The sequence below is a fragment of the Achromobacter agilis genome (genome assembly GCF_900496965.1).
In the GTDB taxonomy this organism is placed as follows: domain Bacteria; phylum Pseudomonadota; class Gammaproteobacteria; order Burkholderiales; family Burkholderiaceae_B; genus Achromobacter; species Achromobacter agilis.
Genome location: NZ_UFQB01000019.1, coordinates 84,043 through 106,155, shown reverse-complemented (window position 1 = coordinate 106,155; position 22,113 = coordinate 84,043). Strand labels below are relative to the sequence as shown.

24 protein-coding genes are annotated in these 22,113 nt (G+C 66.5%); 14 read left to right on the top strand and 10 right to left on the bottom strand.

What is annotated here, in order from left to right:
- Positions 1-3: 3 nt before the first annotated feature.
- Positions 4-1,002 (bottom strand): Bug family tripartite tricarboxylate transporter substrate binding protein, encoded by a 999-nt coding sequence (locus AGI3411_RS20855; RefSeq protein ID WP_129529238.1) that lies wholly within the window; start codon positions 1,000-1,002, stop codon positions 4-6.
- Between the two features lie 162 nt (positions 1,003-1,164).
- Between AGI3411_RS20855 and AGI3411_RS20850 the strand changes: the two genes are divergently transcribed.
- Both AGI3411_RS20850 and AGI3411_RS20845 read left to right on the top strand, forming a co-directional pair.
- Positions 1,165-2,031 (top strand): MurR/RpiR family transcriptional regulator, encoded by an 867-nt coding sequence (locus tag AGI3411_RS20850; protein WP_129529237.1) that lies wholly within the window; start codon positions 1,165-1,167, stop codon positions 2,029-2,031.
- Positions 2,032-2,141: 110 nt separating this feature from the next.
- Positions 2,142-2,735, top strand: a complete 594-nt coding sequence (locus tag AGI3411_RS20845; protein ID WP_129529236.1) for a BPSL1445 family SYLF domain-containing lipoprotein — start codon at positions 2,142-2,144, stop codon at positions 2,733-2,735.
- Between the two features lie 238 nt (positions 2,736-2,973).
- Here the strand turns inward: AGI3411_RS20845 and AGI3411_RS20840 are convergent, their stop codons facing one another.
- Positions 2,974-3,207, bottom strand: a complete 234-nt coding sequence (locus AGI3411_RS20840; RefSeq protein WP_129529235.1) for a hypothetical protein — start codon at positions 3,205-3,207, stop codon at positions 2,974-2,976.
- A gap of 114 nt (positions 3,208-3,321) precedes the next feature.
- Positions 3,322-3,792 (bottom strand): Lrp/AsnC family transcriptional regulator, encoded by a 471-nt coding sequence (locus AGI3411_RS20835; RefSeq protein WP_043545250.1) that lies wholly within the window; start codon positions 3,790-3,792, stop codon positions 3,322-3,324.
- Positions 3,793-3,952: 160 nt separating this feature from the next.
- Here AGI3411_RS20835 and AGI3411_RS20830 point away from each other — a divergent pair, with 160 nt between their 5' ends.
- The 6 genes from AGI3411_RS20830 (at position 3,953) to AGI3411_RS30585 (ending at position 8,123) form a co-directional block, all read left to right on the top strand.
- Positions 3,953-4,864 carry a DMT family transporter gene (locus tag AGI3411_RS20830; RefSeq protein ID WP_129529234.1) on the top strand — a complete coding sequence of 304 codons (912 nt, stop codon included), beginning with the start codon at positions 3,953-3,955 and terminating at the stop codon, positions 4,862-4,864.
- 59 nt (positions 4,865-4,923) lie between these two features.
- A complete protein-coding gene (locus AGI3411_RS20825) occupies positions 4,924-5,670 on the top strand; it encodes a sulfite exporter TauE/SafE family protein (protein ID WP_129529233.1) in 747 nt (248 codons plus the stop codon).
- A gap of 89 nt (positions 5,671-5,759) precedes the next feature.
- A complete protein-coding gene (locus AGI3411_RS20820) occupies positions 5,760-5,984 on the top strand; it encodes a hypothetical protein (RefSeq protein WP_129529232.1) in 225 nt (74 codons plus the stop codon).
- Positions 5,985-6,336: 352 nt separating this feature from the next.
- On the top strand, positions 6,337-6,549 hold the full coding sequence (locus AGI3411_RS20815) for a hypothetical protein (RefSeq protein ID WP_006218759.1): 213 nt from the start codon (positions 6,337-6,339) through the stop codon (positions 6,547-6,549).
- 148 nt (positions 6,550-6,697) lie between these two features.
- Positions 6,698-7,804, top strand: a complete 1,107-nt coding sequence (locus tag AGI3411_RS20810; protein WP_129529265.1) for an AGE family epimerase/isomerase — start codon at positions 6,698-6,700, stop codon at positions 7,802-7,804.
- Between the two features lie 103 nt (positions 7,805-7,907).
- The gene (locus AGI3411_RS30585; protein WP_102771612.1) at positions 7,908-8,123 is read left to right on the top strand and encodes a hypothetical protein; all 216 of its coding nucleotides are present in this window, start codon (positions 7,908-7,910) and stop codon (positions 8,121-8,123) included.
- A 113-nt stretch (positions 8,124-8,236) separates the two neighbouring features.
- On the opposite strand, the gene AGI3411_RS20800 is transcribed toward AGI3411_RS30585, so the two are convergent.
- Complete coding sequence (locus tag AGI3411_RS20800) at positions 8,237-9,172, bottom strand: LysR substrate-binding domain-containing protein (protein ID WP_129529231.1); 936 nt, start codon at positions 9,170-9,172, stop codon at positions 8,237-8,239.
- A gap of 112 nt (positions 9,173-9,284) precedes the next feature.
- Between AGI3411_RS20800 and AGI3411_RS20795 the strand changes: the two genes are divergently transcribed.
- From AGI3411_RS20795 to AGI3411_RS20785, 3 genes are all read left to right on the top strand, one after another.
- Entirely contained in the window at positions 9,285-10,274 is a 990-nt protein-coding gene (locus AGI3411_RS20795) for a Bug family tripartite tricarboxylate transporter substrate binding protein (RefSeq protein ID WP_129529230.1), read from the top strand.
- Between the two features lie 2 nt (positions 10,275-10,276).
- On the top strand, positions 10,277-11,146 hold the full coding sequence (locus AGI3411_RS20790; RefSeq protein ID WP_129529229.1) for an N-formylglutamate amidohydrolase: 870 nt from the start codon (positions 10,277-10,279) through the stop codon (positions 11,144-11,146).
- A gap of 72 nt (positions 11,147-11,218) precedes the next feature.
- Positions 11,219-11,509, top strand: coding sequence for a hypothetical protein (locus tag AGI3411_RS20785; RefSeq protein WP_129529228.1), 291 nt, complete (start codon positions 11,219-11,221; stop codon positions 11,507-11,509).
- Between the two features lie 50 nt (positions 11,510-11,559).
- Here the strand turns inward: AGI3411_RS20785 and AGI3411_RS20780 are convergent, their stop codons facing one another.
- Positions 11,560-12,402, bottom strand: coding sequence for a LysR family transcriptional regulator (locus AGI3411_RS20780; RefSeq protein ID WP_129529227.1), 843 nt, complete (start codon positions 12,400-12,402; stop codon positions 11,560-11,562).
- 105 nt (positions 12,403-12,507) lie between these two features.
- Here AGI3411_RS20780 and AGI3411_RS20775 point away from each other — a divergent pair, with 105 nt between their 5' ends.
- Entirely contained in the window at positions 12,508-13,518 is a 1,011-nt protein-coding gene (locus tag AGI3411_RS20775) for a bile acid:sodium symporter family protein (RefSeq protein WP_129529226.1), read from the top strand.
- On the opposite strand, the gene AGI3411_RS20770 is transcribed toward AGI3411_RS20775, so the two are convergent.
- Both AGI3411_RS20770 and AGI3411_RS20765 read right to left on the bottom strand, forming a co-directional pair.
- Entirely contained in the window at positions 13,467-13,856 is a 390-nt protein-coding gene (locus AGI3411_RS20770; protein ID WP_129529225.1) for a Rieske (2Fe-2S) protein, read from the bottom strand. The two genes, AGI3411_RS20775 and AGI3411_RS20770, sit on opposite strands and share 52 nt — an antisense overlap.
- A gap of 51 nt (positions 13,857-13,907) precedes the next feature.
- Entirely contained in the window at positions 13,908-15,713 is a 1,806-nt protein-coding gene (locus tag AGI3411_RS20765) for an ABCB family ABC transporter ATP-binding protein/permease (protein WP_129529224.1), read from the bottom strand.
- Between the two features lie 320 nt (positions 15,714-16,033).
- Between AGI3411_RS20765 and AGI3411_RS20760 the strand changes: the two genes are divergently transcribed.
- Positions 16,034-16,861, top strand: coding sequence for an aldo/keto reductase (locus AGI3411_RS20760; RefSeq protein ID WP_129529223.1), 828 nt, complete (start codon positions 16,034-16,036; stop codon positions 16,859-16,861).
- Positions 16,862-16,871: 10 nt separating this feature from the next.
- Here the strand turns inward: AGI3411_RS20760 and AGI3411_RS20755 are convergent, their stop codons facing one another.
- Together AGI3411_RS20755 and AGI3411_RS20750 are read right to left on the bottom strand one after the other, a co-directional pair.
- On the bottom strand, positions 16,872-17,057 hold the full coding sequence (locus AGI3411_RS20755) for a hypothetical protein (protein WP_129529222.1): 186 nt from the start codon (positions 17,055-17,057) through the stop codon (positions 16,872-16,874).
- On the bottom strand, positions 17,054-18,229 hold the full coding sequence (locus tag AGI3411_RS20750; protein WP_129529221.1) for a PepSY-associated TM helix domain-containing protein: 1,176 nt from the start codon (positions 18,227-18,229) through the stop codon (positions 17,054-17,056). The genes AGI3411_RS20755 and AGI3411_RS20750 overlap by 4 nt, the downstream gene beginning before the upstream one ends.
- A 189-nt stretch (positions 18,230-18,418) precedes the next feature.
- On the opposite strand from AGI3411_RS20750, the gene AGI3411_RS20745 reads away from it, so the two are divergent.
- The gene (locus AGI3411_RS20745; RefSeq protein WP_129529220.1) at positions 18,419-19,120 is read left to right on the top strand and encodes a metallophosphoesterase; all 702 of its coding nucleotides are present in this window, start codon (positions 18,419-18,421) and stop codon (positions 19,118-19,120) included.
- Between the two features lie 271 nt (positions 19,121-19,391).
- Here AGI3411_RS20745 and AGI3411_RS20740 read toward each other — a convergent pair whose 3' ends face one another.
- The gene (locus AGI3411_RS20740; protein WP_129529219.1) at positions 19,392-21,989 is read right to left on the bottom strand and encodes a penicillin-binding protein 1A; all 2,598 of its coding nucleotides are present in this window, start codon (positions 21,987-21,989) and stop codon (positions 19,392-19,394) included.
- Positions 21,990-22,113: the final 124 nt, after the last annotated feature.

The window sequence follows — 22,113 nt, the reverse complement described above, 5'->3', positions numbered from 1 at the left end:
GGCCTATTCAGGTCGGATGCCGGCGCGGTTGATCAGGTCTTTGTACAACGCCAGGCGCTCGGACATCATGGCGGTGAACTGCTGGGGCGTCTGGTCTTCGGGCGGCAGGGCGCCGGCCTTTTCCAGGGATTGCGGCATGCCGTCCTGCGTGGCGGCGGTGCGCACGGCGGCCAGCAGCGTCTCGATGATGGCGGGCGGCGTGCCCGCAGGCGCGGCCAGGCCGATCCACGACATGGAGTTGAGCACCGGATAGCCCAGTTCCGCGAAGGTGGGCACGTCGGGCAGGGAGTCCAGCCGCTTGGGCGCCGCCACGGCCAGCGCGCGCATCTTGCCGACCTGGATGTGGGGCAGGAAGGGCGCGAGGTTGTCCAGCGCGAACTGCGCCTGGTTCGACAGCAGGGCATTGATCAGCGGCGAGCCGCCGCGATAGGGTACGTGCACGGCCTGCAGCTGCAGGGTGTTCTTCAACAATTCCGCGTTGAGCTGGCCCATGCTGCCGATGCCGGCGGTGGCAAAGTGCAGTTCATCGGGCCGGGTCTTCAGCAACGCCACGAATTCCGCGAAGGTGGCGGCGGGCACGTCGGCATTGGTCACCAGCACGTTGGGCGTGCGCGACAACTGCGAGATCGAGACGAAATCCTTGATCGGGTCATAGCCCAGGTCGCTGCGCATCAGGGGATTGGCCAGGTGCGAGCTCTGCGAGGACGCGACCAGCGTATAGCCATCCGGATTGGCGCGCGCGACGCGCTTGCTGCCGATGGCGCCGCCCGCGCCGTCACGGTTTTCGATGACGATGGTGGTGCCCAGCGCCTTGCCCAGCGATTCCGCGTAGATGCGGCCGATCAGGTCCACCGAGCCGCCGGCGGGAAAGGGTACGACCAGCGTGATGGGGCGCGATGGATAGGTGTTGGCGCGCGCGGCCAGCGGCAGCAGGGCGGCGCCCAGGCCGGCGGCGATCAGGCTGCGGCGGGTCAGGGACGGCCCCTGGGGGTGATGCTTCATGAAAGTCTCTTGTGGTGACGGCGTGTTTGGTCTATTTTGCAATGAAGATTGCAGAACGAAATATAAGATGCAATGTTGATTGTGAGATTTGGGGTTATCACCTAGGGCCTGTTGATACCAACTGGCCTGTGCAAAGCTCCAGTCAGTGTGAACAGGCCCTAAATGAATCTGAACCAACGCATCGCCGGCTACGGCAGAAAACTCAGCAAGACGGAACGCCTGCTGGTCGAGGAAATGCAGGCGCGCTATCCGCAGGGCCTGCTGGAATCGGCGACGGCGCTGGCGAAGAAGGTGGGCACGAGCGCCTCCACGGTGGTGCGGCTGCTGGCCAAGCTGGGCTACGAAAGCTATGCGCAGGCGCAGATGGAGGCGCGCGCGGAAGTGACGGCGCGGCTTGCGTCGCCGGGCGAACGCGCCGATGCCGTCGGGTCGGACAATTCCTCGGCGCGCGCCTGCCTCAACAACGCCTTGCTGCATGACCAGCACAATCTGAAGGAAACGTTCGCGTCGATCGACGTTGCGGCCTTCGAGTCGGCCGTGCGCTTGCTGACGCAGCGCAAGGCCCGCGTGCACGTGCTGGGGTTGCGGCAGGCCGCGCCGCTGGCGAGCCACGTGGCGCTGTACCTGAACATGTGCCTGCCCGCGGTGACGCCGATGGCGGCCGCCGGCCCGCTGCCGCTCGAAGACCAGTTGCTCTGGATCGACGACGCCGACGTCTTGCTGGCCTTCACCTTCAGGCGCTATTCCGTCGCCGCGGCCGGCGCGGTGAAGTACTTCCGGCAGCGCGGCGGCAAGGTGGTGCTGGTCACCGACTCGGCCTCGGCGCCCGCCGCCGCTTCGGCGCATCACGTGCTGGTCGCGCGCAGTTCCAGCGCGTCGCCCTTCGATTCCTACACGGCCGCGTTCTCCGTCTGCAACGCCCTGCTCGCGGCGGTCGCCCAGCGCCGCAAGCAGGCGCTGGGAGATGCGCTCGAGCGCGGCGAGGAGCCGTGGGACGCGCAGTGGATACGGCAGCAGGGCAGCGCATAAGCCGGCGCGCGGCATCGGGCAGGTTTTGTTGCGTTTGGCACAATAGTGTGCTTTGCGCTGGCGAAATAGCTCGGTACATTGGTACAGGTGACATCAACAAGGAGAATTCCATGTTTGATTCTTTTCCTGTCTTGCGCCGCACCGGCCTGGCTGCGGTGGCGATCGGCGCGGCCGGCTTGCTGTTCGCCGGCTGTACCACGACGAGTCCCAAGTCTTCCGCGACGGCAAGCGAGCAGCGCCAGTCGCTCAGCAGCGCGGCCGATGCGACGCTGGGCAAGCTCTACCAGGCTTCGCCGCAGTCCAAGGACCTGGTCGCGCGCGCCAAGGGCGTGCTGGTCTTCCCCGACGTGCTGAGCGGCAGCTTCATCGTCGGCGCGGAGCATGGCAAGGGCGTATTGCGCGTGGGCGGCGCCAATGCCGGCTACTACAGCACGACGGCGGGCTCGATCGGCTTCCAGGCCGGCGCGCAATCCAAGGCGATGGTGTTGCTGTTCATGACTGACGATGCGCTTAACAAGTTCCGCAACAGCAGCGGCTGGACCGTCGGCGCCGACGCCACGGTGGCCGTCGTCAATATCGGCGCTAACGGGCGCATCGATACCAATACGGCGCAACAGCCGATTGTGGGGTTCGTGATGAACAACGGCGGCCTGATGGCGGGCGTGTCGCTGGCCGGCACGAAGATCTCCAAGCTGGATCTCTGAGCGCGCCAGCCGGTAAAGCAAAACGCCGTGGATACCGTCCGCGGCGTTTTTTTGTCGCCGGGCCGCCCCAAGACAAAAAAGCGCCCCCTTGGGGGGCAGCAAGCGAGCGAAGCTCGCGCGGCGTGGGGGTATTTTTTGTCGCCGGGCCGCCCCAAGACAAAAAAGCGCCCCCTTGGGGGGCAGCAAGCGAGCAAAGCTCGCGCGGCGTGGGGGGACTTCCTGGCGTTGCGCTGGCGATTCAGCCGATCAGCGAATCGCTATTGCCGCGCACGGCGCTTTCGCGCTGCATTTCGGCGGCCTCTATGTTCGGATCCAGGCCGCGCCAGCGCTTGATCCGGCCACGGTCCTGTTCGGGTTCCCAGCCTAATAAGCCGTAGCGGGTGATTTCGGTTTCGCCGGTGTCGAATTCCACTTCGAAGTAGCCCTGACGATCGGGTAGCGTGCTGCCAGGGAACCAGTCGGTTTCAGGCATGGTTTGCTCCTTGCTAGACGATGGGAGGGGGCCGGGCGGCCCGCGCGTGGCGCTTTCATTGTGGGCCGGGCCGGTCGATCCCGCAAGCGGTGGCGTGGATATGGCCGCCGCGCCTCAGGAGAGCGGCACGGCGGTGGTGTAGAGCACCTGCTTGAGCGCGAAGCTGGACCGGATGCTGGCCACGCCCGGGATGCGCGTGATGTGTTCGACGATCAGGCGCTCCAGCGCGTCGACGTCGGGCACCAGGGCGCGGATCAGGTAGTCGGCATCTCCCGACATCAAGTAGCACTCCATGATCTCGGGCAGGACAGCGATTTCGCGTTCGAACACATCCAGCGCGGCCTTGCGCTGCTTGTCCAGCGAGATCTGGATGAATACGTTGACCTTCAACCCCAACTTGCGGGCGTTGAGCAGCGTGACGCGGCGGTCGATCAGCCCTTCGGCTTCCAGCCGGCGCACCCGGGCCAGACAGGGCGACGCGGACAGGTTCACGCGTGCCGCCAGCTCGACATTGGTCAGGCGTGCATCGCGCTGGAGCTCGTTCAGGATGCGGATGTCAGTGGCGTCGAGGTTGATTTCCGGCATAAGTCACCTAGGTACATTCAATATGCAGTTCAGATGTGCTGAGTATGCCGTGTGTTGCGGTGAATTGAGGTGAAATGTTCTGGGGTTTACCCTATAAACTATTCCATCGTTTTGCCATTCGGCCAAAACACGGAATATTCATGCGGTAAGTCGAGCAGTAATGAGTCAGCAGAATGCGTTGGGCAGGTTTTTGCCGCTGGTGGGCGCGGTGGCGATCTGGGGAGGCAATTGGCCCGTCATGAAGCTGGGGCTGATGCATATGAGTCCGCTATGGCTGGCCGCCAGCCGTTTCGGATCCGCCGCCGCGATCAGCGTGCTGGTGCTGGGCCTGCTGGGGCGTCTGCGCCTGCCCACGCGGCAGGAACTGCCCCTGGTCGCGGGCGTGGCGCTGTTGCAGATGGGTGCGTTCACCGCGCTGGCGTTGTGGGCAATGCAATATGTGGCGCCCGGACGCGCTTCGGTGATCGCGTACGCCACCTCCATCTGGGTGATCCCGCTGTCTTCGCTGGTCCTCAAAGAACGCCTGTCCCTGGCCCAATGGCTTGCGACGGCGTTGAGCTATGCGGGCATCGCCGTCATCGTGGCGCCCGCGTTCAGCCCATGGCAGACGCATACCGTCATCGGCCTGACGATGCTGCTGGGCGCGTCTTTCGCCTGGGCATGCAACATCATCCAGCTGCGGGGCAGCCGCCATGTCCGCCTGGGCGCGGACATGATTCCGTGGCAGACCGCCATCGCGGCGGCGCCGCTTGCCGCGCTGGCATGGATGCGTGACGGCGCGCCGGCGTTCCTCGCGGTGCCGGACGCCTGGCCCGTGATCCTGTACACGGGGCCGCTGGCCACGGCGCTCACCTTCATCGTGGTGCTGGGCATGACGCAGAAGATGCCGCCGGTGGCGACCTCGATCGCGATGCTGTGCGTGCCCGTGATCGGCCTGCTCGTGTCTTCGCTGGTCTTCCATGAACGCATCTCGGCCGACCTGGCGCTGGGCCTGGCCCTGATCGGCGCGAGCGTCGCGGCATCCGCCGCGGCGGCGCGCTACAAGCGCCCGCTGTTGCTGCGCACTTCGTAGAACGCTCTAGAATGGCATGCGCCGGGGAGGGCCCGGCTTCATGCAGGCATGCGGCGGATATGGATTCCCTTTATGTGCTGGTCGTGGTGGGCGCCATGACGGCCGGTTTCGTGCAAGGCCTTTCGGGCTTTGGCTTTGGCATGGTGGCGATGTCGTTCTGGGCGTGGACGGTGGATCCCAAGCTCGCGGCCGCGATGGTGGTGTTCGGCGCCTTGACCGGGCAGCTGCTGGCCGCGTTCACCGTGCGCCGCGGATTCGCTGTCGGCCACCTGCTGCCGTTCATCGCAGGCGGCCTGCTCGGCATACCGCTGGGCGTCAAGCTGTTGCCGCACCTGGATCCGCTGGTGTTCAAGACCTTCATCGGCGGGCTGCTGGCGGTCTGGTGCCCGATCATGCTGTTCGCGACGCGCCTGCCTCGCATCGCGGTGGGCGGAAAGCTGGCTGACGGCGTGGTGGGCGCGGTGGGCGGAATCATGGGCGGCATCGGCGGCTTCACGGGTGTGATCCCCACGCTGTGGTGCACCTTGCGCGGATTCGACCGCGACGTGCAGCGCGCGGTGATCCAGAACTTCAACCTCTCTATGCTCGTAGTGACGATGGCGAGCTATGTGTTCACCGGCGTCGTCACGCGCGACATGCTGCCGCTGTTCGGCGTGATTCTGCCGGCGATGCTGGTGCCCACGCTGTGGGGCACGCGCGTCTACGTGGGCATCAGCGACATGGCGTTCCGCCGCATCGTGCTGGGCCTGCTGACCGCATCGGGCGTGGCGTTGCTGGCGTCGGCGGTGCCTAAGCTGCTGGCCTAGGCGCGGGCCGCGCCATTGCGGTCCGCGGGCAGGTCCGTGACCCGGCGCCGCGGCATGCTATCGTTAGAGCGTTATAGAGAGAGTCACGCATGGCATTGCATCGTTTCCAGAAGGGTGAGCTGGGTCATTGGTTGCGGGTCGTCGCCGACAACGGCGAACCGGGCGCCGAACAGACCGAAGTGCCCGACCACGTTGCCAAGGCGCTGGAGACCTTGCGCTGCATCGAGGCCGGCGCCGACGGGCGCTGGCGCATCACGGACAAGGGCAGGCTTGCCCTGCGCATGGAAGAGCCGGGCGCCATCCACCTGGGATAGTCCGCGCAACCCAGCAAGTCCAGCCGCCGGCATCCGGCGCACACACGATCCCCCGGGCTTTCCGGCATTCCTGCCGCGTTTTGTTGCGTCTTGACCGTTTGCGGTACCGGATTTTGCACAATTTGCGAATGTTGTCGCAGTATTTCGCGCATTCGCGACGATTCACGGGCGCATACGGGAATCTCCTGAGACGGAATGCGCGATTTGGTCGCTTTCAGCATATCGCGGGCATCGTGTCGCCAGTAAGATGAACTTGCGTGACGTTTGCAGGTCTATTCATTTGCGCGGGAAAGCTGCTCCCGCAACGTCACGCGTGGTTCACGCGTTTAGGTAACCGACTGGGAGGTAGCACATGCAGCATCGTGACCAGGAAGTACTGATCGACGTTTCCACGGCGGCCATGGATACCGGCGGATATGGCGTTTTGCTGACGGTAACGGCCGAGGGCGGCACCGAGGTGGATGCCGCGTTTTCCCACTTGGGCAACTGCGCTTCGCTGGATGAAGCACGCGATCGCGCGGAAATCTTCGCGCAGAATTGGGTAGAGGAAAATATCTTCCGATAGGGCGTCCTGCCCTGGACGGAGTTGAACAGCAGGACCGGTCTGTGCGTGCATGAAACTACGGAGAATGCCCGGCGGTTTGCGGCGAAAATTTCGGTTATCGTTGCTGCTCCAAAACCTGGGGCTCCGGCCCGGCATGCGCCGTTCGAAGATGATTGCCGCACAGACCAACACCAATCTCGCGGCGCATATACGCGCATTGCGCGAGCATTTCGATTCCGTCGTCCTGCCCATGTGGATGGGGCGGGGCTTCAATGCCGCATTGGGTCTGCCTTTCGAATCGCTGGATTCGGCCTCCGGCGCGCCGCTGCCGGTCACGCGCTACCGCGCCATGGCCTGCGCGCGCCAGTTGTATGTTTTTTCCGGGGCGCAGGGCGCCGCTGCCGGCAAGCATGCGGACATTCTCTTCGAGTCGCTGCGCCGCGTGTTCCGCGACAAGGATCACGGCGGCTGGCGCTATAGCGTCGACGCCGGGGCGCGCCCGCTCGACGAGACGCAGGATCTGTACACCCATGCGTTCATCGTGCTGGCGTGCGCGGCTTATTTCCGCCGCAGCCGCCATGCGGATGCGCGCAAGCTCATGCTGGCTACCGCGTCGGCCATCGAAACGCGTTTCAAGACCGCCGATTCCCTGTATCACGCCGCGCTGAGCGCGGACATGGGCCAGGCGTTGCGCCCGCCCGCGCAGAATCCCATGATGCATCTGACCGAAGCGTATCTGGCGGCCGCGCAGGTGGCGGAGCCGGCGCTGTTCGCGCAGCATCTGCGCAGCCTGGCGCAAGGCATCAGCCATCACTTCGTGCATGCGCCCACGCAATGCATTTCGGAAGAGCGGCAGGGCACGGCCGGTAACCGGCTGGAGCCCGGGCACCAATTCGAATGGCTGTCGCTCGTGCAGGGTTCGGCGCCGGTATTCGAAGGCCTGGACCTGGCGGAATCGCTGCCGCGCGCCGTGCAATGGTCGCGCAGCCGGGGCGTGGATGCCGGCGGCGTGGTGGCTTCCCTGGACGAATCGGGCGCGGTGCTCGACGACACACGCCGGATCTGGGCGCAGACCGAATACCTGCGCGTGCTGGCGGTGCAGGGCGATCTGCCGGCGCTGGAGGCCGGCCTGGCCGGTTTCCGCGCCCGGTTCCTGCATCCGGGCGGCTGGCACGAATGCCTGGACGCGGGCGGAGCGGTCTTGCGGTCGGACATGCCTTCGACCTCGCCCTACCATCTTGCAACCTGCATTTCGGCGCTGCCCGGCGTTGTTTAATTGCGGCGTTAACAATTTTTTGTGGCGTTATAGACATAAATTGATAGAAAAGCATTGGTGAAATCCCTTACAATTTGGTAACTATGTTTGTGGGGAAGCATCAATGAGCGTTATGTGCTTGGCTTGCCAACGCATTAACCCGGGGCTTGCTGGCGTTGCGCCGCATGCTCAACTCGGACATCAAGGATTTACCAATCCGACGCAGAAAGGGCGTGAAGAAAGCCGCGAAGACCATTTCCGGTGCCTGAATTGCGGTGCGAAGTGGCTGCGTGAGACCGACAAGTGGGGCGTCGACCTGGGGTTCAAGCTCGCGCCTTGAGGGTTGCGGCGCGTCTATGAAAACAGGCTCCTTCCGGAGCCTGTTTTATTTCGAATCATTTCCCGGCGAATCAAGCAACCATGTGTTTCCGGCACGGGCCGCCGTGCGCGCGTTCACGACGCGGAGCCGGCCGCCAGCACATCGGGATCGCGGCCCGCGGTCTCCAGCAGCCATTGCCGGAAACAGGCCAGCGCGTAGTGGTCGCGGCGCTGGGCCGGGGCGCACAGGTGGTAGCCGCGGGCGATGCGTATGGGCAGATCGGGAAAGGGCGCCGCGACCCGCCCGGCCAGCAGGTCGTCGTGGACCAGGCAGCGTTGCAGCACGGCGATGCCCATGTCGGCCATGACGGCACGCACCAGGATGGATACCTGGTCGAAGCCATTGGACAACGTGATCGAACCGCGCGGCACGCCGGCGGCGGCGAACCATTGCGCCCAGTTGTCCATGCCGTTCGAGTGATACAGCAGCGCTTCTCCGAGCAGGCCGGCAGGCGTGTTCCAGAGGCCCTGCGCCCGGCGCGCGGCCAGCCGGCCGGGTTGGCAGATCACGACCATTTCGCGGCCGATCACATAGTCGGCCTGCCAGCCAGGCCACTGTTCGGGCGTGCCCGACAGGATGCTGGCGTCGGGCGTGGCTCCCGAGAAGTCCTCGTTGCGGCGGTAGGCCGCGAAGCTGAGCTGGATATCGGGGTGGCGTTCGTGGAAGTCCGGCAGGCGCGGCACCAGCCAGGTGCTGGCCAGTGTGGGGACCGTGGATAGCGTGAGGCGCAGGCGGCGGTCGTCCGCCCGCAATTCGGCGCTGAGCGCCTCGATCGCCTGCAACGGGGCCTGGGCGCCGTCATAGAGCCTGAGGCCGGTGTCGGTCAGGGTCAGGCCGTGGGCGTTCCGATGCATCAACGGCTGGCCGAAATGCGCCTCCAGCCTGGCGATGGCCCGGCTGACCGCGCCCTGCGTGACGCAGAGCGCTTCGGCAGCCAGCGTGAAGCTGCCCAGGCGCGCCGCCGTCATGAAGGCATGCAGTTCGGACATGGACGGCGATTGCAAGCGCATCTAGCATGACCATTGGTAATGAAAGAGTGCAATATAGTCGTTTGAAAGGGGACCGTAAAGTTTGGACACTGGCGGCCTTGTCGATTGACCTTCAACTTTCGGAGCCATCCCCATGTCCCGCCGTCCTTTCGGCCGGTCCGCGCGCTTCGCGCTCGCCGGCCTGTTTGCCACCCTGACTTTCGCCGGCGTCGCGCAGGCCGCCGACTATCCCGTTCGCCCGATCAAGCTGGTCGTGCCGTTTGCCGCGGGCGGTTCGACCGACATCGTGGCCCGCCTGGTCGCCGAGTACGCCGGCCGTGACCTGAAGCAGACCATCGTGGTCGAAAACAAGGCCGGCGCGGGCGGTTCGCTCGGCATGGAGCAGGTGGCGCGCTCGACGCCCGACGGCTATACGATCGGCATGGCCACGATGAGCACGCACGGCTCGAATCCGGCTGTCTTCCGGAAGATGAACTACGACCCGGTCAAGGATTTCGTGCCGGTGGCCAACGTGGTGGCCGTGCCCAGTATCTTCGCGATCAACCCGCAGGTTCCAGCTAAGAACATGGCCGAATTCGTGGCCTTGGCCAAAGCCGAGCCGGAACGCTACAGCTTTGCCTCGCCGGGCGTGGGTTCGCTGGGCCACGTGAACATCGAGAACTTCATGATGCTCTCCGGCATCAAGCTGCTGCACGTGCCGTACCGCGGCGCGGGCCCGGCCTTGAACGACGTGATGGGCGGGCAGGTGGACGCGATCACGGACAACCTGTCCTCGACCCTGCCGCAGGTGCAGGGCGGCAAGCTGCGCCCGCTGGCCGTGCTGGGCGTCGAGCGTTCGCCCCTGCTGCCGGACGTGCCGACCTACATCGAACTGGGCTATCCCGACATGGGCACGGGCGGCTGGTTCGGCCTGGTGGCGCCGGCGGGCACGCCGCAAGCCGTGGTCGACCGCCTGAACCAGGCTGTCCGCGCCGCGCAGCAGGATCCGGAGTTCCGCAAGAAGGCCGAGGACGTGGGTGGTACGCTGATGCCCACCACGCCCCAGGAATTCCAGGCGCAGATCGAACAGGCCCTGGCCCGTTACGCCAAAGTGGCCAAGACCGCGAACATTCAGGCTGATTGACGATGACACACGCCGACTTCGACGCCGTTTCCGTGCATGAACCCTCAGGCCAGGCATTGCCGCTGGTCTGTGATTCGCCGCATAGCGGCGAGCGCTATCCCGAGGATTTCGGGGCGGCGGCAACCCTGGCGCAGTTGCGCCAGGGCGAGGACACGCATGTGGATGCGTTGTGGTCGGCGGCGCCCGCCCTGGGCGCCACGCTGATTGCCGCGAACTTCCCGCGCGTCTATATCGATCCCAACCGTACGTTGCAGGACCTGGACCCGGAGCTGTTGGCGCAGCCCTGGCCTGAGGCGCTGGACCCGGGCGAAAAGACCCGCCTGGGCAAGGGCCTGATCTGGCGCAGGATGGACAAGGCGACGCCGATCTATGACCGCAAGCTGACGCTGGCCGAAGTGCGGCACCGTATCCAGGCGTATTACCAGCCCTACCATGCAGCCCTGTCGCGAGCGATCCAGCAGGTGACCCAGCGGTTCGGCGCCGTCTGGCACCTCAACCTGCATTCCATGCCCAACGACGCCTACGAGCGCCTGGGCCGCAAGAGCGAACATCCGCTGGCCGATTTCGTGCTGGGCGACCGCGACGGCACGACGTGCGAGCCGGAGTTCATCGCCTTGATCGAGGCGGCGCTGCGCGACAAGGGTTACACGGTGGCGCGCAACGATCCCTACAAGGGGGTGCAGCTGATTGCGCAGATCGGCCAGCCGGCCATGAACCGGCACAGCCTGCAGGTGGAGATCCGTCGTCCGTTGTACATGGACGAGGCCACGCGCGAGCGCAACGCGGGTTTCGCACCCTTGCAGGCCGACCTGTCGGACGTGCTCGCCCAGGTGGCGGCGTACGTGCGCGCGCGACAGGCAACCGTAACTTAAGTTTTCAGCTGGCGGGCCGTAAGTCGATAACAGGAGCCGCGCCGCTTTCGGGAACGGCCATACGGAGCCGCCATGGCTGAGAAAATCATCAATGGGTTCTCGGTGGTCGCGTATGCGACGCAACCGGAGGGCCGCACGCCGCCGCGCGCCTTTCTGGAAACGCGGCGGCTTGAACGGAAAGGCGGCGCGACGCCGGTGGAAGAGGGCCAGGATGGCGAATCGGAGCCGGACAACCTGGCGTTCGAGATCTTCGCGAGCCGCCGCTTCCGCAGCACCGTCGAAGCCATGTCGGCCGCGCGCAACGCGCTGGACCGGGTTGCCGGCGTGGACGCCGACGGCGTGCCGGACAATCTGCCCGAATAAGGCGCGGGCAATCGGTCCGCGGGCATCCCTGGCCTGCGGAGCGCCTCGGTTCAGGTCAGCGTGCTGCGCATCAGGATGTCGGTCAGCGCGCGGGTAGGCCGGTTGGGGGCGGGCGCCGAAATGACGATGAATTCCACTTGCGGCAGCGCCGGCAGATGCGCCGCGCCCGCGGGCGCGGCCAGCCCTGCGGTGGACAGGTGCGACGGCTGCACGGTGATGCCCAGGCCCGCGCGGGCCGCCGCCTGGCAGCCGGCGTAGCTGGTGCTGGTGCATACGATCTGCCAGCTGCGCCCCGCGCGCGCCAGCGCGTCCAGGGCAAGCGTGCGGGTGACGCTGGGCTCGCGCAGCAGGATCAGGGGCAGCGGCAGGTCGGGCGCCACGCGCAGCCCCTCCTTGGCCTGCCACAACAGCGCTTCCTTGTGCAGGGTCTGGCCGCGGCGGTCGCCGCGGCGGCGCTTGCCGATCATGACGTCCAGCCCGTTGTCGTCCAACAGCTTGTAGAGCTCGCTGGTGACCCCGATGGTCAGGTCCAGCTCCACCTCGGGGTGGGCCAGCCGGAAGGCGGCCAGCACGTCGGGCAGCGGCCCCATCGCCAGGTCGTCCGAGGTGCCCAGCCGCACGCGCCCGCGCAGCCGCGGCGCGTCGAACAGGCGTTCGGCGCGTTCATGGGCATCAAGGATGATTTCCGCATGCACGAGCAGGCTGCGCCCATCGCTGGTCAGGGCGAGCGAGTGCGTGTCGCGCAGGAACAGGCGGCGGTTCAGGGCCGATTCCAGCTGACGGATGTGTTCGCTGACAGTGGGCTGCGTCAAGTCCAGCCGCCGGGCGGCTTCGGTGAAGCTGGGGGCGGCCGCCGCGGCGGCGAAGGTCTTGAGCCATAAGGGATTGAGCATGGCGCTTGGTCATAGGATATTTCGATTACAGTTAAAGTAACCAGTGGCCTTCACGATGGCAAGAGGCGCGCCTATAGTTTTCCGCAAGTCTTTCGGAACCCCCCCATGCGCCGCTTTCTTCCCGACCAATTCACGCTCATCCTGATCGCCACCGTGGTCTTCGCCAGCTTTTTCCCGGCCGTAGGCAAGGGGGCGTCGTTCATGATGGTGGCCAGCAATGTGGCGATTTCGCTGCTGTTCTTCCTGCATGGCGCGCGCCTGTCGACGGACGCCATCGTGGCGGGGGTGAAGGACGTGCGCCTGCACGCGCTGATCCTGGCCTGCACCTTCCTGCTGTTTCCCGCGCTGGGGCTGGGCCTGCGGGCCCTGTTTCCAGGCTTGCTGACGCCGTCGCTGTGGCTGGGCGTGCTGTTCGTCTGCACGCTGTCGTCGACCGTGCAGTCCTCGATCGCCCTGACCTCGATGGCGCGCGGCAACGTGCCGGGCGCGATCTGCGCGGCCACCGCATCGAATCTGCTGGGCACCGTGCTGACGCCGTTGCTGGTGGCGGTGCTGCTGAACCGCCAGGGCGGGGGCCACGGCCTGGCCGATGCCGGCCGCATCCTGTTGCAGCTGCTGCTGCCGTTCGCGCTGGGCAGCCTGCTGCGGCCGTGGATCGGGGCGTGGGCCCAGCGCAATAGCCGCACGCTGGGGAAGGTGGACCGCAGCTCCATCCTGCTGGCGGTCTACACCGCGTTCAGCGAAGCCGTGGCGCAAGGGATTTGGCACGCGTTCCCGGCGATCGACATGGCCGCCATGGTGCTGGTGAATGCCTTGCTGCTGGGCACGGCCTTGCTGGTCACGACGTGGGGCGCCCGCAAACTCGGCTTGTCCAAGGAGAACGAGATCACCCTGGTCTTCTGCGGATCCAAGAAGTCGCTGGCCTCGGGCATCCCGCTGGCCACCGTCTTGTTCGGCACGTCGCAGATGGGCGTGGTGGTGCTGCCGTTGATGATCTTCCACCAGATGCAGCTGATGGTGTGCGCGGTGCTGGCCCGCCGCTATGCGGAGCGGCCGGCCGACGATCAGGCCGGGGTGTCTTCGGCCGGGCGGATCTTGCCGGCGGGCCGCCAGTAGACGCCGCCGTCGCGTTCTTCGACCGACAGCGCGGTCAGGCGGCCATTCTTGCACGGGCCGCCGACGCACAGGCCGGTGTCCGGCTTGTAGGTGGCGCCGTGGCGCGCGCACATGATCAGGTCGCCGGCCCGGGTGAAGAAGCTGCCTTCCCAATCCAGTTCCACGCCCACGTGGGCGCAGCGGTTCAGGTAGCCATGCACGCGGTCCTGGTAGCGCACGAAGAACGCGGTCGTGCGGCCCGAACCGTCGGACACAGGGACTTTCACGCCCAGGCCGCCATTGACGAGGTCGGTGGCGGCGCAGACGCGGAGTTCGGGGGCGGCGGAGGAATCCTGCATGGGAGGCCTGGCAATTAAAGGGTGCGATAGTCGGGCAAGGGGGCGGGCTTGTCAATCCGCCGGGGCGGTCTGGGCGCTTTCCTGCTGGCGGGCCCACATGCCGGCGTAGACGCCGTCCCGCGCAAGCAGTTCCTGGTGACGGCCGCGCTCGATGATGCGGCCCTCGGCCAGCACGATGATCTCGTCCGCGTCCGCCACGGTGGACAGCCGGTGGGCGATGATCAGGGTGCTGCGGCCCAGGCTGACTTCGCGCAGATTGGCCTGGATTTCGCGTTCCGTGTGCGTGTCCAGGGCGCTGGTGGCCTCGTCGAACAGGAAAATGGCCGGATTCTTGAGCAGAGTGCGGGCGATCGCCACGCGCTGCTTTTCGCCGCCGGACAGCTTCAGGCCGCGCTCGCCGACCATGGTCTGGTAGCCGTCGGGCATGGCCATGATCAGGTCGTGGATGTGCGCCAGGCGGGCGGCCGCCTCGATCTCCGCGTCGCTCGCGTCCGGGCGCCCGTAGCCGATGTTGTAGCGGATGGTGTCGTTGAACAGCACGGTGTCCTGCGGCACGACGCCGATCGCCGCCCGCAGGCTGGCCTGCGTCACGTCGCGGATGTCCTGGCCGTCGATCAGAATCGCGCCGCCGTCGGCGTCGTAGAAGCGGAACAGCAGGCGCGCGATGGTGGATTTGCCCGCGCCCGACGTGCCCACGACGGCAACGGTCTTGCCGGCGGGGATCGTGAAGCTGACGCCCTTCAGGATCGGCCGGCGGGTGTCGTAGCCGAAATGCACGTCGCGGAATTCCACCTGGGCGCCCGTGACGCGCAGGGCGTGGGCGTCCGGGCGGTCGGCCACCTCGCGGTCCTGGCCCAGTAACTCGAACATGCGTTCCATGTCGACCATGGCCTGCTTGATCTCGCGGTAGATGAAGCCGAAGAAGCTGAGCGGGGAGTACAGCTGCAGCAGGTAGGTGTTGACTAGGACGAAATCGCCCAGGGTGTAGCGGCCCTCGGCGATGCCGGTGGCGGCCATCCACATGACGAGCGTAAGCCCGGCCGAGATGATCGCGGCCTGGCCGATGTTGAGTATCGACAGGCTCACCTGGCTGCGCACGGCGGCGCGTTCGTACCGCGTCAGCGACGCGTCGTAACGGCGGGCTTCGTGCTCTTCGTTGCCGAAATACTTGACCGTTTCGTAGTTCAGCAGGCTTTCGATCGCCTTGGTGTTGGCCTCCGAATCGGTCTCGTTCATCTGCCGCCGGAACTTGGTGCGCCATTCCGTCACGATGAGCGTGTACGCCATGTAGAGGATGACGGTCGCGCCGGTGGCCAGGGCCAGCCAGGCGTCGAACATCTTCCACAGCACGATGCAGACCAGCCCGATCTCGAAGAAGGTCGGCAGGATGTTGAAGAGCAGGAACGACAGCAGCGTCTGGATGCCTTTGGTGCCGCGCTCGATGGCGCGGCTCAGGCCGCCGGTCTGGCGCGCCAGGTGGAAGCGCAGCGCCAGCGCGTGCAGGTGCCGGAAGATCTGCAGGCCGACCGCGCGGATGGCGTGCTGGCCGACGCGGGCGAAGATGGCGTCGCGCAGTTCGGAAAACAGCAGGGAGAACACCCGCGCGGTGCCGTAGGCCAGGATCAGCCCCAGGGGCACCGTGACCGTTCCCGGCGCGCCCTTGCCCAATTCGTCCACGGCCTGCTTGTACAGCAGGGGAACATAGACCGTGGCCGCCTTGGCGGCGAACAGGCACAGCAGCGCCGCGACCACGCGGGCCTTCAGGCCCGTCTCGCCGGGCGGCCAGAGGTAGGGGAAGAGCGTGCGCAGCGTATGGAGATTACCGCGGCCTTTGGGCCGCGTTTCGGTAGGCGTCATGGGGCGGACAGAGTCGGTTTCGCATGGCAGGCCGCGAGGCGGCGGGCCGGGTGAACGGCATTATCGGGCACTCGCCGCATTCCTGCCCGGCGGCCCGCCGGCAGGGGCGGCAATGGCCGTGGGGGTATCATCGGGAACATGGCCCCGGGGATGGGTAGGTCCCTCCGGCGGCTTTCCATCCGGTATTGCGGCACGGGCGCAGCCTGGCGGGCCCGCTTTTTTACTGTTCCAACCAAGGATCGAGCCCGGCTGCCCCTTGGTTGCGCGACCTGGCGCGTATTCGCCGCGCAAGCGTTGCGTTGCAAGCTACGGAGGATCTTATGGCGAAGGTACCCGCAGTGAAATTGAACGACGGCGGCAAGATTCCGCAGCTGGGCCTGGGTGTTTGGCAGGTGCCGGATGAGCAGGCGGCCGCCAGCGTGAAAGAGGCGCTGGCGGCAGGTTACCGCTCTGTGGACACCGCGGCCATCTACGGGAACGAGGCCGGCGTGGGCGCGGGATTGCGCGCGTCCGGCGTGGGGCGCAAGGACCTGTTCATCACGACCAAGCTCTGGAACGACCGGCACGGCTACGACGAGGCCCACAAGGCCATGGACGAGAGCCTCGAAAAGCTGGGTTTGGCGTATGTGGACCTGTACCTGATCCACTGGCCGGTGGCCGGCAGCGAGAAGTTCCTGGATGCCTGGCGAGCCATGGTCGAGATGAAGGAAGACGGGCGGGCGCGCTCGATTGGCGTCTCCAATTTCACGCAGGCCAACCTGGAGCGGCTCATCGATGCGTCCGGTGTCGTGCCCGCGGTGAATCAGATCGAACTGCACCCCGGGTTCGCCCAGCGCGGCCTGCGGGCCTTCCATGCCCGGCACGGCATCGCCACGGAATCGTGGAGCCCCTTGGCCCAGGGCGGCGTCGCCAAGGAAAAATCGATTGTGGACCTGGCGCGGAAGTACGGCAAATCGCCCGCCCAGGTGACGCTGCGCTGGCATCTGCAGAACGATCTGATCGTGATCCCGAAGTCCGTCACGCCGGCCCGCATCCGCGAAAACATCGATGTCTTCGACTTCGAACTGTCGGCGGCGGACATGGCCGCGATCGACGGCATCCCGGATGGCAAGCGCCTGGGGCCGGATCCGGAAGCGTTCGGCAAGTAAGGCGGGCGCGCTACTGGCGGATCGGGAACGCCCAGTAGCGCACGATCACCGCCAGCAGGATGGCCAGGGCCACCCAGGACGCCCAGTGCCAGCCGCCCGTGCCGAGCAGGGCGGCCATCAGGCCGAATACGCTGAGCACGCCCAGCACGATCGGCGTGCCCCAGACAAACATGAAACCTCGGGTGGCTTTCGTCATGCGGGCGTCCTGTTCGGGATGGCGGCGCCCTGGTGCTTGCGCACGAGTTCGGCGATGCGCGCTTCGGTGGCGCGTCGCCGCGCCAGCCAGAGATAGAGCCCGCTGACCAGGACGATGATGGTGATGATGTCCAGCAGGGCCCAGATGATCTTCAGGGGCATGCCGGCGTAGTCGCCGAAGTGCAGCGGGCGGGAGAGTTCCAGCGCCGTCAGGTACCAGGGCATGCGGGCCACGGTCGTTAATTCGCCGGTCTTGCCGTCGACCAGGACGGGCGTATTCAGGCGCGAGGTGAGCGGCGAATCGCCGCGCATCCAGGCGATGTAGTGGTGGGGGCTGCCGAAGGCGTTGCCGGGGAAGGCGATGAACGACACCTCGTTGCCGGGCATGGCCCGCCGCGCCGTGTCGGCGGCGACCTGCGCCGAGGCCAGCTCGGTGGGCACGCTCTCGCCCTTGTAGGGTTCCAGGATGCGCACCAGCTCGGTGGACTGCCACAGGCGGAACAGCGGCGTCGACAGCTCGTTGATGACGCCGGTGACGCCCACCACGAAGGCCCAGACGAGCGTCACGATGCCCAGCAGGTTATGCAGGTCCAGCCACTTCAGGCGGGTGGAGCGGGTGGCGCGCACCGTGCCGAATTCCAGTTTCTTCATGAATGGGCCGTAGAGCACGACGCCGGAGACGATGGCCACGCAGAACAGCAGCCCCATGAAGCCCAGGAACAGCTCGCCGGGCAGGCCGGCGAACAGGTCCACGTGCAGGGCCAGCATGATGCCCATGAACGAAAAGCGGTCCTGGGTATAGGGCGGGCCATCCAGCAGCACCTCGCCCGTGCGGCCGTCCATGCGCACGGCGTGGCCGGACACCTGGCCGTCGCCGGGCTTTTTCGCCATGCCCACGTAGACCTGGGGCTCGTCGGGGTCGAAGAACAGGTAGTCGATGACTTCGCCCGGGTACATGGTCTTGGCGGTGCCGACCAGCTTGTCCAGGTTGGCGGGCGGGGTCGAGGCGGGCACGTCCGACAGCGGCTTGGCGTCGTCCAGCCAGTGTTCGATCTCGTGATGGAACACCAGGGGAAGGCCCGTCAGACAGATGATGAGCAGGAAGATCGTGCAGACCAGGCTGGTCCATTTATGGACCAAATACCAGGTTTTGATGGTGGACGCGGCTGTCATGGAGCAGGGCAGGGGCGGCGGGTTGCGCGGCCTTTAAGGCACGATTAGGGAAAGTCGGAACATTATCACGAATAATATCGATTCTCGTCACGGAATTTTTCCAGAGGCGGGAAGGGAACGACTGCGGGGACGGATCGAAAGCGGGTTAAAAAGAAGAGTTAAGCATCAACACGGTGGTCGTTCCGGATCATGGAGCAGCGTTTTCTCAAAGTCCCGCGCAACGAGCTCGGCCGCGATTTCGCGGTGGGCGACCTGCATGGGCATTTTTCCCGGCTCGAGGACGGCCTGGATCAACTGGGCTTCGAGCCGTCCAAGGACCGCCTGTTTTCCGTGGGCGACCTGGTGGATCGCGGCCCGGAAAGCGAGGCCGCGCTGGACTGGCTGGCCCGTCCCTGGTTTTTCGCCGTGCAAGGCAACCACGAGGACTACGCGATCCGGCATGTGCGCACGGGGCAGGTGGACGTGGAGAACTGGCGCGGCTATGGCGGCGGGTGGTTCCTGGACCTGCCCCAGGACAGGCAGGAGGTCTTTGCCGAGGCCTTTGCGCAATTGCCCATCGCCATCGAGGTCGAAACGTCGGCCGGCGCGGTGGGGCTGCTGCACGCCGATTGCCCGGTGCTGTTCTGGCCGCGCCTGGAATCCGCGCTGCAGGACCGCTACCGGCGCACCAGCGAGGCCTGCCAGTGGTCGCGCGAACGCCTGCGCCAGATGAACCGCACCGGCATCCAGGGCGTGCGGGCGGTGGTGGCCGGGCATACGCCGGTTCCGGCGCCGCTGGCGCTGGGCAACGTCTATCACATCGACACCGAGGGCTGGAAGTCGGGTTACTTCACGTTCCTCGAACTGGAGTCGCTGCAGGCCTGGCCGCGCGAGGTCGTGACGGAAGTCTGATGCCCCGTGTGTCTGGCGCCGGCCGGAATTGAACGGCCGGCCCCGGTTGTGCGAGGCCTGGGCAGGGCGGTCGGGTGTCAGACACCCGGGGAGCGCCGCGGCAGCTTGCAGGGCGGCGCGTGAGGGTGTCAGACACTGAGGCCTGGCGCTAGAGCGGCCGGGTGGGCACCGCGCCGGGGCCGCTGACGGCACCGGCCTGGGCCGGAGCATCGGCATCGACGCGCGGCACGGGGATGGGGCGCGTGACGGTGTCAGACACTGAGGCCTGGCGCTAGAGCGGCCGGGCGGGCACCGCGCCGGGGCCGCTGACGGCACCGGCCTGGGCCGGGGCGTCGGCATCGACGCGCGGCACGGGGATGGGCGGGAAGAACGGCGTGTTGCCGGCCGGCGCGCCGCCGGCGCGGGGCACGGGGATCGGCAGCGCCTGTGGCGTCTGGAGGGGCGCGTCGAGCGGCGCCGCCCCGCCGTTGGGCGGCGGCAGCGGCTTCACCGAGGTGTCGACGCCGTCCGTCGACCGGTTGTTGTTCAGGAAATCCGTCAATTCGTCGCCCGACGACAGATCCAGCGAGGCCACGGCCTGCCCCGGCGGGAACTCCGAGAAATAGTATTCGCCGTTGTCCACCAGCAGCCCGTCGGGGCGCGGCGCGGGCTTGCTTTCCGGGACGCCCTTGAGCGCGGGCTGCATGTAGTCCAGCCAGGTGGTCAGCGCCAGGCCGCTGCCGAATTCGTTGGTTCCCAGTGATCGGGGCTGGTCGAACCCCATCCAGACGGTGGTGGCCAGATTGGGGGTGAAGCCCGAGAACCAGACGTCCACGGCTTCGTTGGTGGTGCCGGTCTTGCCGCCCACGTCGTTGCGTTTGAGGACTTGATGCGCCCGTGCGGCCGTGCCGTTGACCGTGACGCCGCGCAGGATGTCGTCCATGACCCAGGCGGTGCGCGGGTCGATGGCGCGCGCCTGCTCGTCGCCGGCGACGACGGGTTGCGCCTGCATCAGTACGTTGCCGGAACGGTCGGTGACGCGGTCCACCAGGTAGGGCGTGACGCGGTAGCCGCCATTGGCGAACACGCTGTAGGCGTTGACGACCTGCAGGGGCGTGGCGCCGCCCGCGCCCAGCGCCAGGGGCGGCACGGCGGGCCAGCGGGACTTGTCGAAGCCGAAGCGGGTCAGGTAGTCCTGCGCATACTGCGGCGTGATGGCCTGCAGGATGCGGATCGAGACCATGTTCTTGGAGCGCACCAGGCCCTGGCGCAGCGTCAGCATGGGCTCGTACTTGTTGCCGTCGTTCTTGGGCTGCCAGGCCTTGGAGCCGGTCTGCTCGGCGGTGAGCATGAAGGGCTGGTCCGAGATCTGCGTGGCCGGTGTCAGGCCGCGTTCCAGGGCCGCCGCGTAGACGAAGGGCTTGATGTTGGAGCCGGGCTGGCGCCAGGCCTGGGTGACGCGGTTGAAGCCGCCGCGGTTGTAGTCGAAGCCGCCGATCATGGCGCGGATGGCGCCATCCTGTGGGGTCACCGACACCAGCGCGGCCTGCAGCGCCGGCATGTTGATGATTTCCCAGTTGTCGCCGTTCTTGTGGAGGTACACCACCGAGCCACGGCGCAGGCGCTGGCTGTCGCTGGCCTTGGGGTTCAGCGCGCGGGCGACGACCGCCAGCGCTTTTTTGTCGGAGATGGTGATGATCTCGCGCGCGCTGCGGGCCAGTGTCACTTCGGTGGGGCTGGCAGACAGCACGACGGCGGTCAGCAGGTCTTCGCTGTCGGGCGTCTTTTCCTGCACGCCGTCCAGGATCTCGTCCAGCGCGACCGGGTCCTTTTCCACGTCGGCGGGCAGGTCGATCTGGTCTTCCGGGCCGGGGTACGGGGCGCGGCGCGTGTAGTTCAGCACGCCGTCGCGTACCGCGAGATAGGCGGCTTCCTGGTCCTTGGAGTCGATGGTGGTGTAGACGTCGATGCCCTTGGAGTAGGTATCTTCCTGGAACACGCCGTACATCAGCTGGCGAGCGAGCTCGGCGGGATAGTCGCCGTGGATGGCGAAGCCGCGCGCGCTCGTGCCGTCCGCGCCACGGACGGTGAGGTGCTGCTTCAGCGCTTCGTCCGTCTGTTCGGGCGTCAGGTAGCCCAGCGTCTTCATGCGGCCCAGCACGTAGTGCTGGCGGATCTCGGCGCGCGGGAAATTGGTGATGGGGTTGAAGCGTGAAGGGGCCTTGGGGATGCCGGCGAGCATGGCGGCTTCGGCGGGGGTGACCTCGGACAGGGGCTTGCCGAAATAGGTGCGCGAGGCGGCGGCGAAGCCGTAGGCGCGGTGACCCAGGTAGATCTGGTTCATGTAGAGCTCGAGGATCTGGTCCTTGGTGAGCTCCGATTCGATCTTGAAGGTCAGCAGCAGTTCGTAGAACTTGCGGGAATAGGTTTTTTCCGAGGACAGGTAGAAGTTGCGCGCCACCTGCATGGTGATCGTGCTGCCGCCCTGGCTCTTGGAGCCTTTGACGATGTTGGTCAGCACGGCGCGGGCCACGCCCATCCAGTCCACGCCGCCGTGGCTGTAGAAGCGGTCGTCCTCGGCGGCCAGCACCGCCTGGCGCATCACGGGCGGGATTTCGTCGAAACGCAGCACGTTGCGGTGTTCTTCGCCGTATTCGCCGATCAGCACCTTGTCCGCCGTATAGATGCGCAGCGGCACCCGGGGGCGGTAGTCCGTCATGGCGTGCAGGTCGGGCAGGCTGGGCCAGGCGAGGGCCAGCGCCAGCCCGAGCAGGACGGCGCCGCACACGCCGGCGCCGGCGGCGGCGATGCCCGCCTTGACGAGAAGTCGTTTCCAGGGGAAACCCGGTTTGCCGCCCGGGGTGGCGGGAGATTGCTGGGGGGTGCTCATTGCAGGCGATTCTAGGACAGAACGGTATAGACCGCCCAGCGTGCAATAAGGTTTCGGTAACCAAACTTGCCCGGGGGACGGCGGGGCGCGGGGGGGTGGGAAAAATCAGGGACGGGGCCGGGCA

Coding starts and splice junctions, on each gene's coding strand:
- AGI3411_RS20800 (WP_129529231.1), bottom strand. CDS start 9,172: ATGCGCTTGCAATCGCCGTCCATGTCCGAACTGCATGCCTTCATGACG.
- AGI3411_RS20785 (WP_129529228.1), top strand. CDS start 11,219: ATGGCTGAGAAAATCATCAATGGGTTCTCGGTGGTCGCGTATGCGACG.
- AGI3411_RS30585 (WP_102771612.1), top strand. CDS start 7,908: ATGAGCGTTATGTGCTTGGCTTGCCAACGCATTAACCCGGGGCTTGCT.
- AGI3411_RS20780 (WP_129529227.1), bottom strand. CDS start 12,402: ATGCTCAATCCCTTATGGCTCAAGACCTTCGCCGCCGCGGCGGCCGCC.
- AGI3411_RS20825 (WP_129529233.1), top strand. CDS start 4,924: ATGGATTCCCTTTATGTGCTGGTCGTGGTGGGCGCCATGACGGCCGGT.
- AGI3411_RS20790 (WP_129529229.1), top strand. CDS start 10,277: ATGACACACGCCGACTTCGACGCCGTTTCCGTGCATGAACCCTCAGGC.
- AGI3411_RS20850 (WP_129529237.1), top strand. CDS start 1,165: ATGAATCTGAACCAACGCATCGCCGGCTACGGCAGAAAACTCAGCAAG.
- AGI3411_RS20845 (WP_129529236.1), top strand. CDS start 2,142: ATGTTTGATTCTTTTCCTGTCTTGCGCCGCACCGGCCTGGCTGCGGTG.
- AGI3411_RS20770 (WP_129529225.1), bottom strand. CDS start 13,856: ATGCAGGATTCCTCCGCCGCCCCCGAACTCCGCGTCTGCGCCGCCACC.
- AGI3411_RS20765 (WP_129529224.1), bottom strand. CDS start 15,713: ATGACGCCTACCGAAACGCGGCCCAAAGGCCGCGGTAATCTCCATACG.
- AGI3411_RS20855 (WP_129529238.1), bottom strand. CDS start 1,002: ATGAAGCATCACCCCCAGGGGCCGTCCCTGACCCGCCGCAGCCTGATC.
- AGI3411_RS20835 (WP_043545250.1), bottom strand. CDS start 3,792: ATGCCGGAAATCAACCTCGACGCCACTGACATCCGCATCCTGAACGAG.
- AGI3411_RS20775 (WP_129529226.1), top strand. CDS start 12,508: ATGCGCCGCTTTCTTCCCGACCAATTCACGCTCATCCTGATCGCCACC.
- AGI3411_RS20820 (WP_129529232.1), top strand. CDS start 5,760: ATGGCATTGCATCGTTTCCAGAAGGGTGAGCTGGGTCATTGGTTGCGG.
- AGI3411_RS20810 (WP_129529265.1), top strand. CDS start 6,698: ATGATTGCCGCACAGACCAACACCAATCTCGCGGCGCATATACGCGCA.
- AGI3411_RS20755 (WP_129529222.1), bottom strand. CDS start 17,057: ATGACGAAAGCCACCCGAGGTTTCATGTTTGTCTGGGGCACGCCGATC.
- AGI3411_RS20830 (WP_129529234.1), top strand. CDS start 3,953: ATGAGTCAGCAGAATGCGTTGGGCAGGTTTTTGCCGCTGGTGGGCGCG.
- AGI3411_RS20840 (WP_129529235.1), bottom strand. CDS start 3,207: ATGCCTGAAACCGACTGGTTCCCTGGCAGCACGCTACCCGATCGTCAG.
- AGI3411_RS20760 (WP_129529223.1), top strand. CDS start 16,034: ATGGCGAAGGTACCCGCAGTGAAATTGAACGACGGCGGCAAGATTCCG.
- AGI3411_RS20740 (WP_129529219.1), bottom strand. CDS start 21,989: ATGAGCACCCCCCAGCAATCTCCCGCCACCCCGGGCGGCAAACCGGGT.
- AGI3411_RS20750 (WP_129529221.1), bottom strand. CDS start 18,229: ATGACAGCCGCGTCCACCATCAAAACCTGGTATTTGGTCCATAAATGG.
- AGI3411_RS20745 (WP_129529220.1), top strand. CDS start 18,419: ATGGAGCAGCGTTTTCTCAAAGTCCCGCGCAACGAGCTCGGCCGCGAT.
- AGI3411_RS20815 (WP_006218759.1), top strand. CDS start 6,337: ATGCAGCATCGTGACCAGGAAGTACTGATCGACGTTTCCACGGCGGCC.
- AGI3411_RS20795 (WP_129529230.1), top strand. CDS start 9,285: ATGTCCCGCCGTCCTTTCGGCCGGTCCGCGCGCTTCGCGCTCGCCGGC.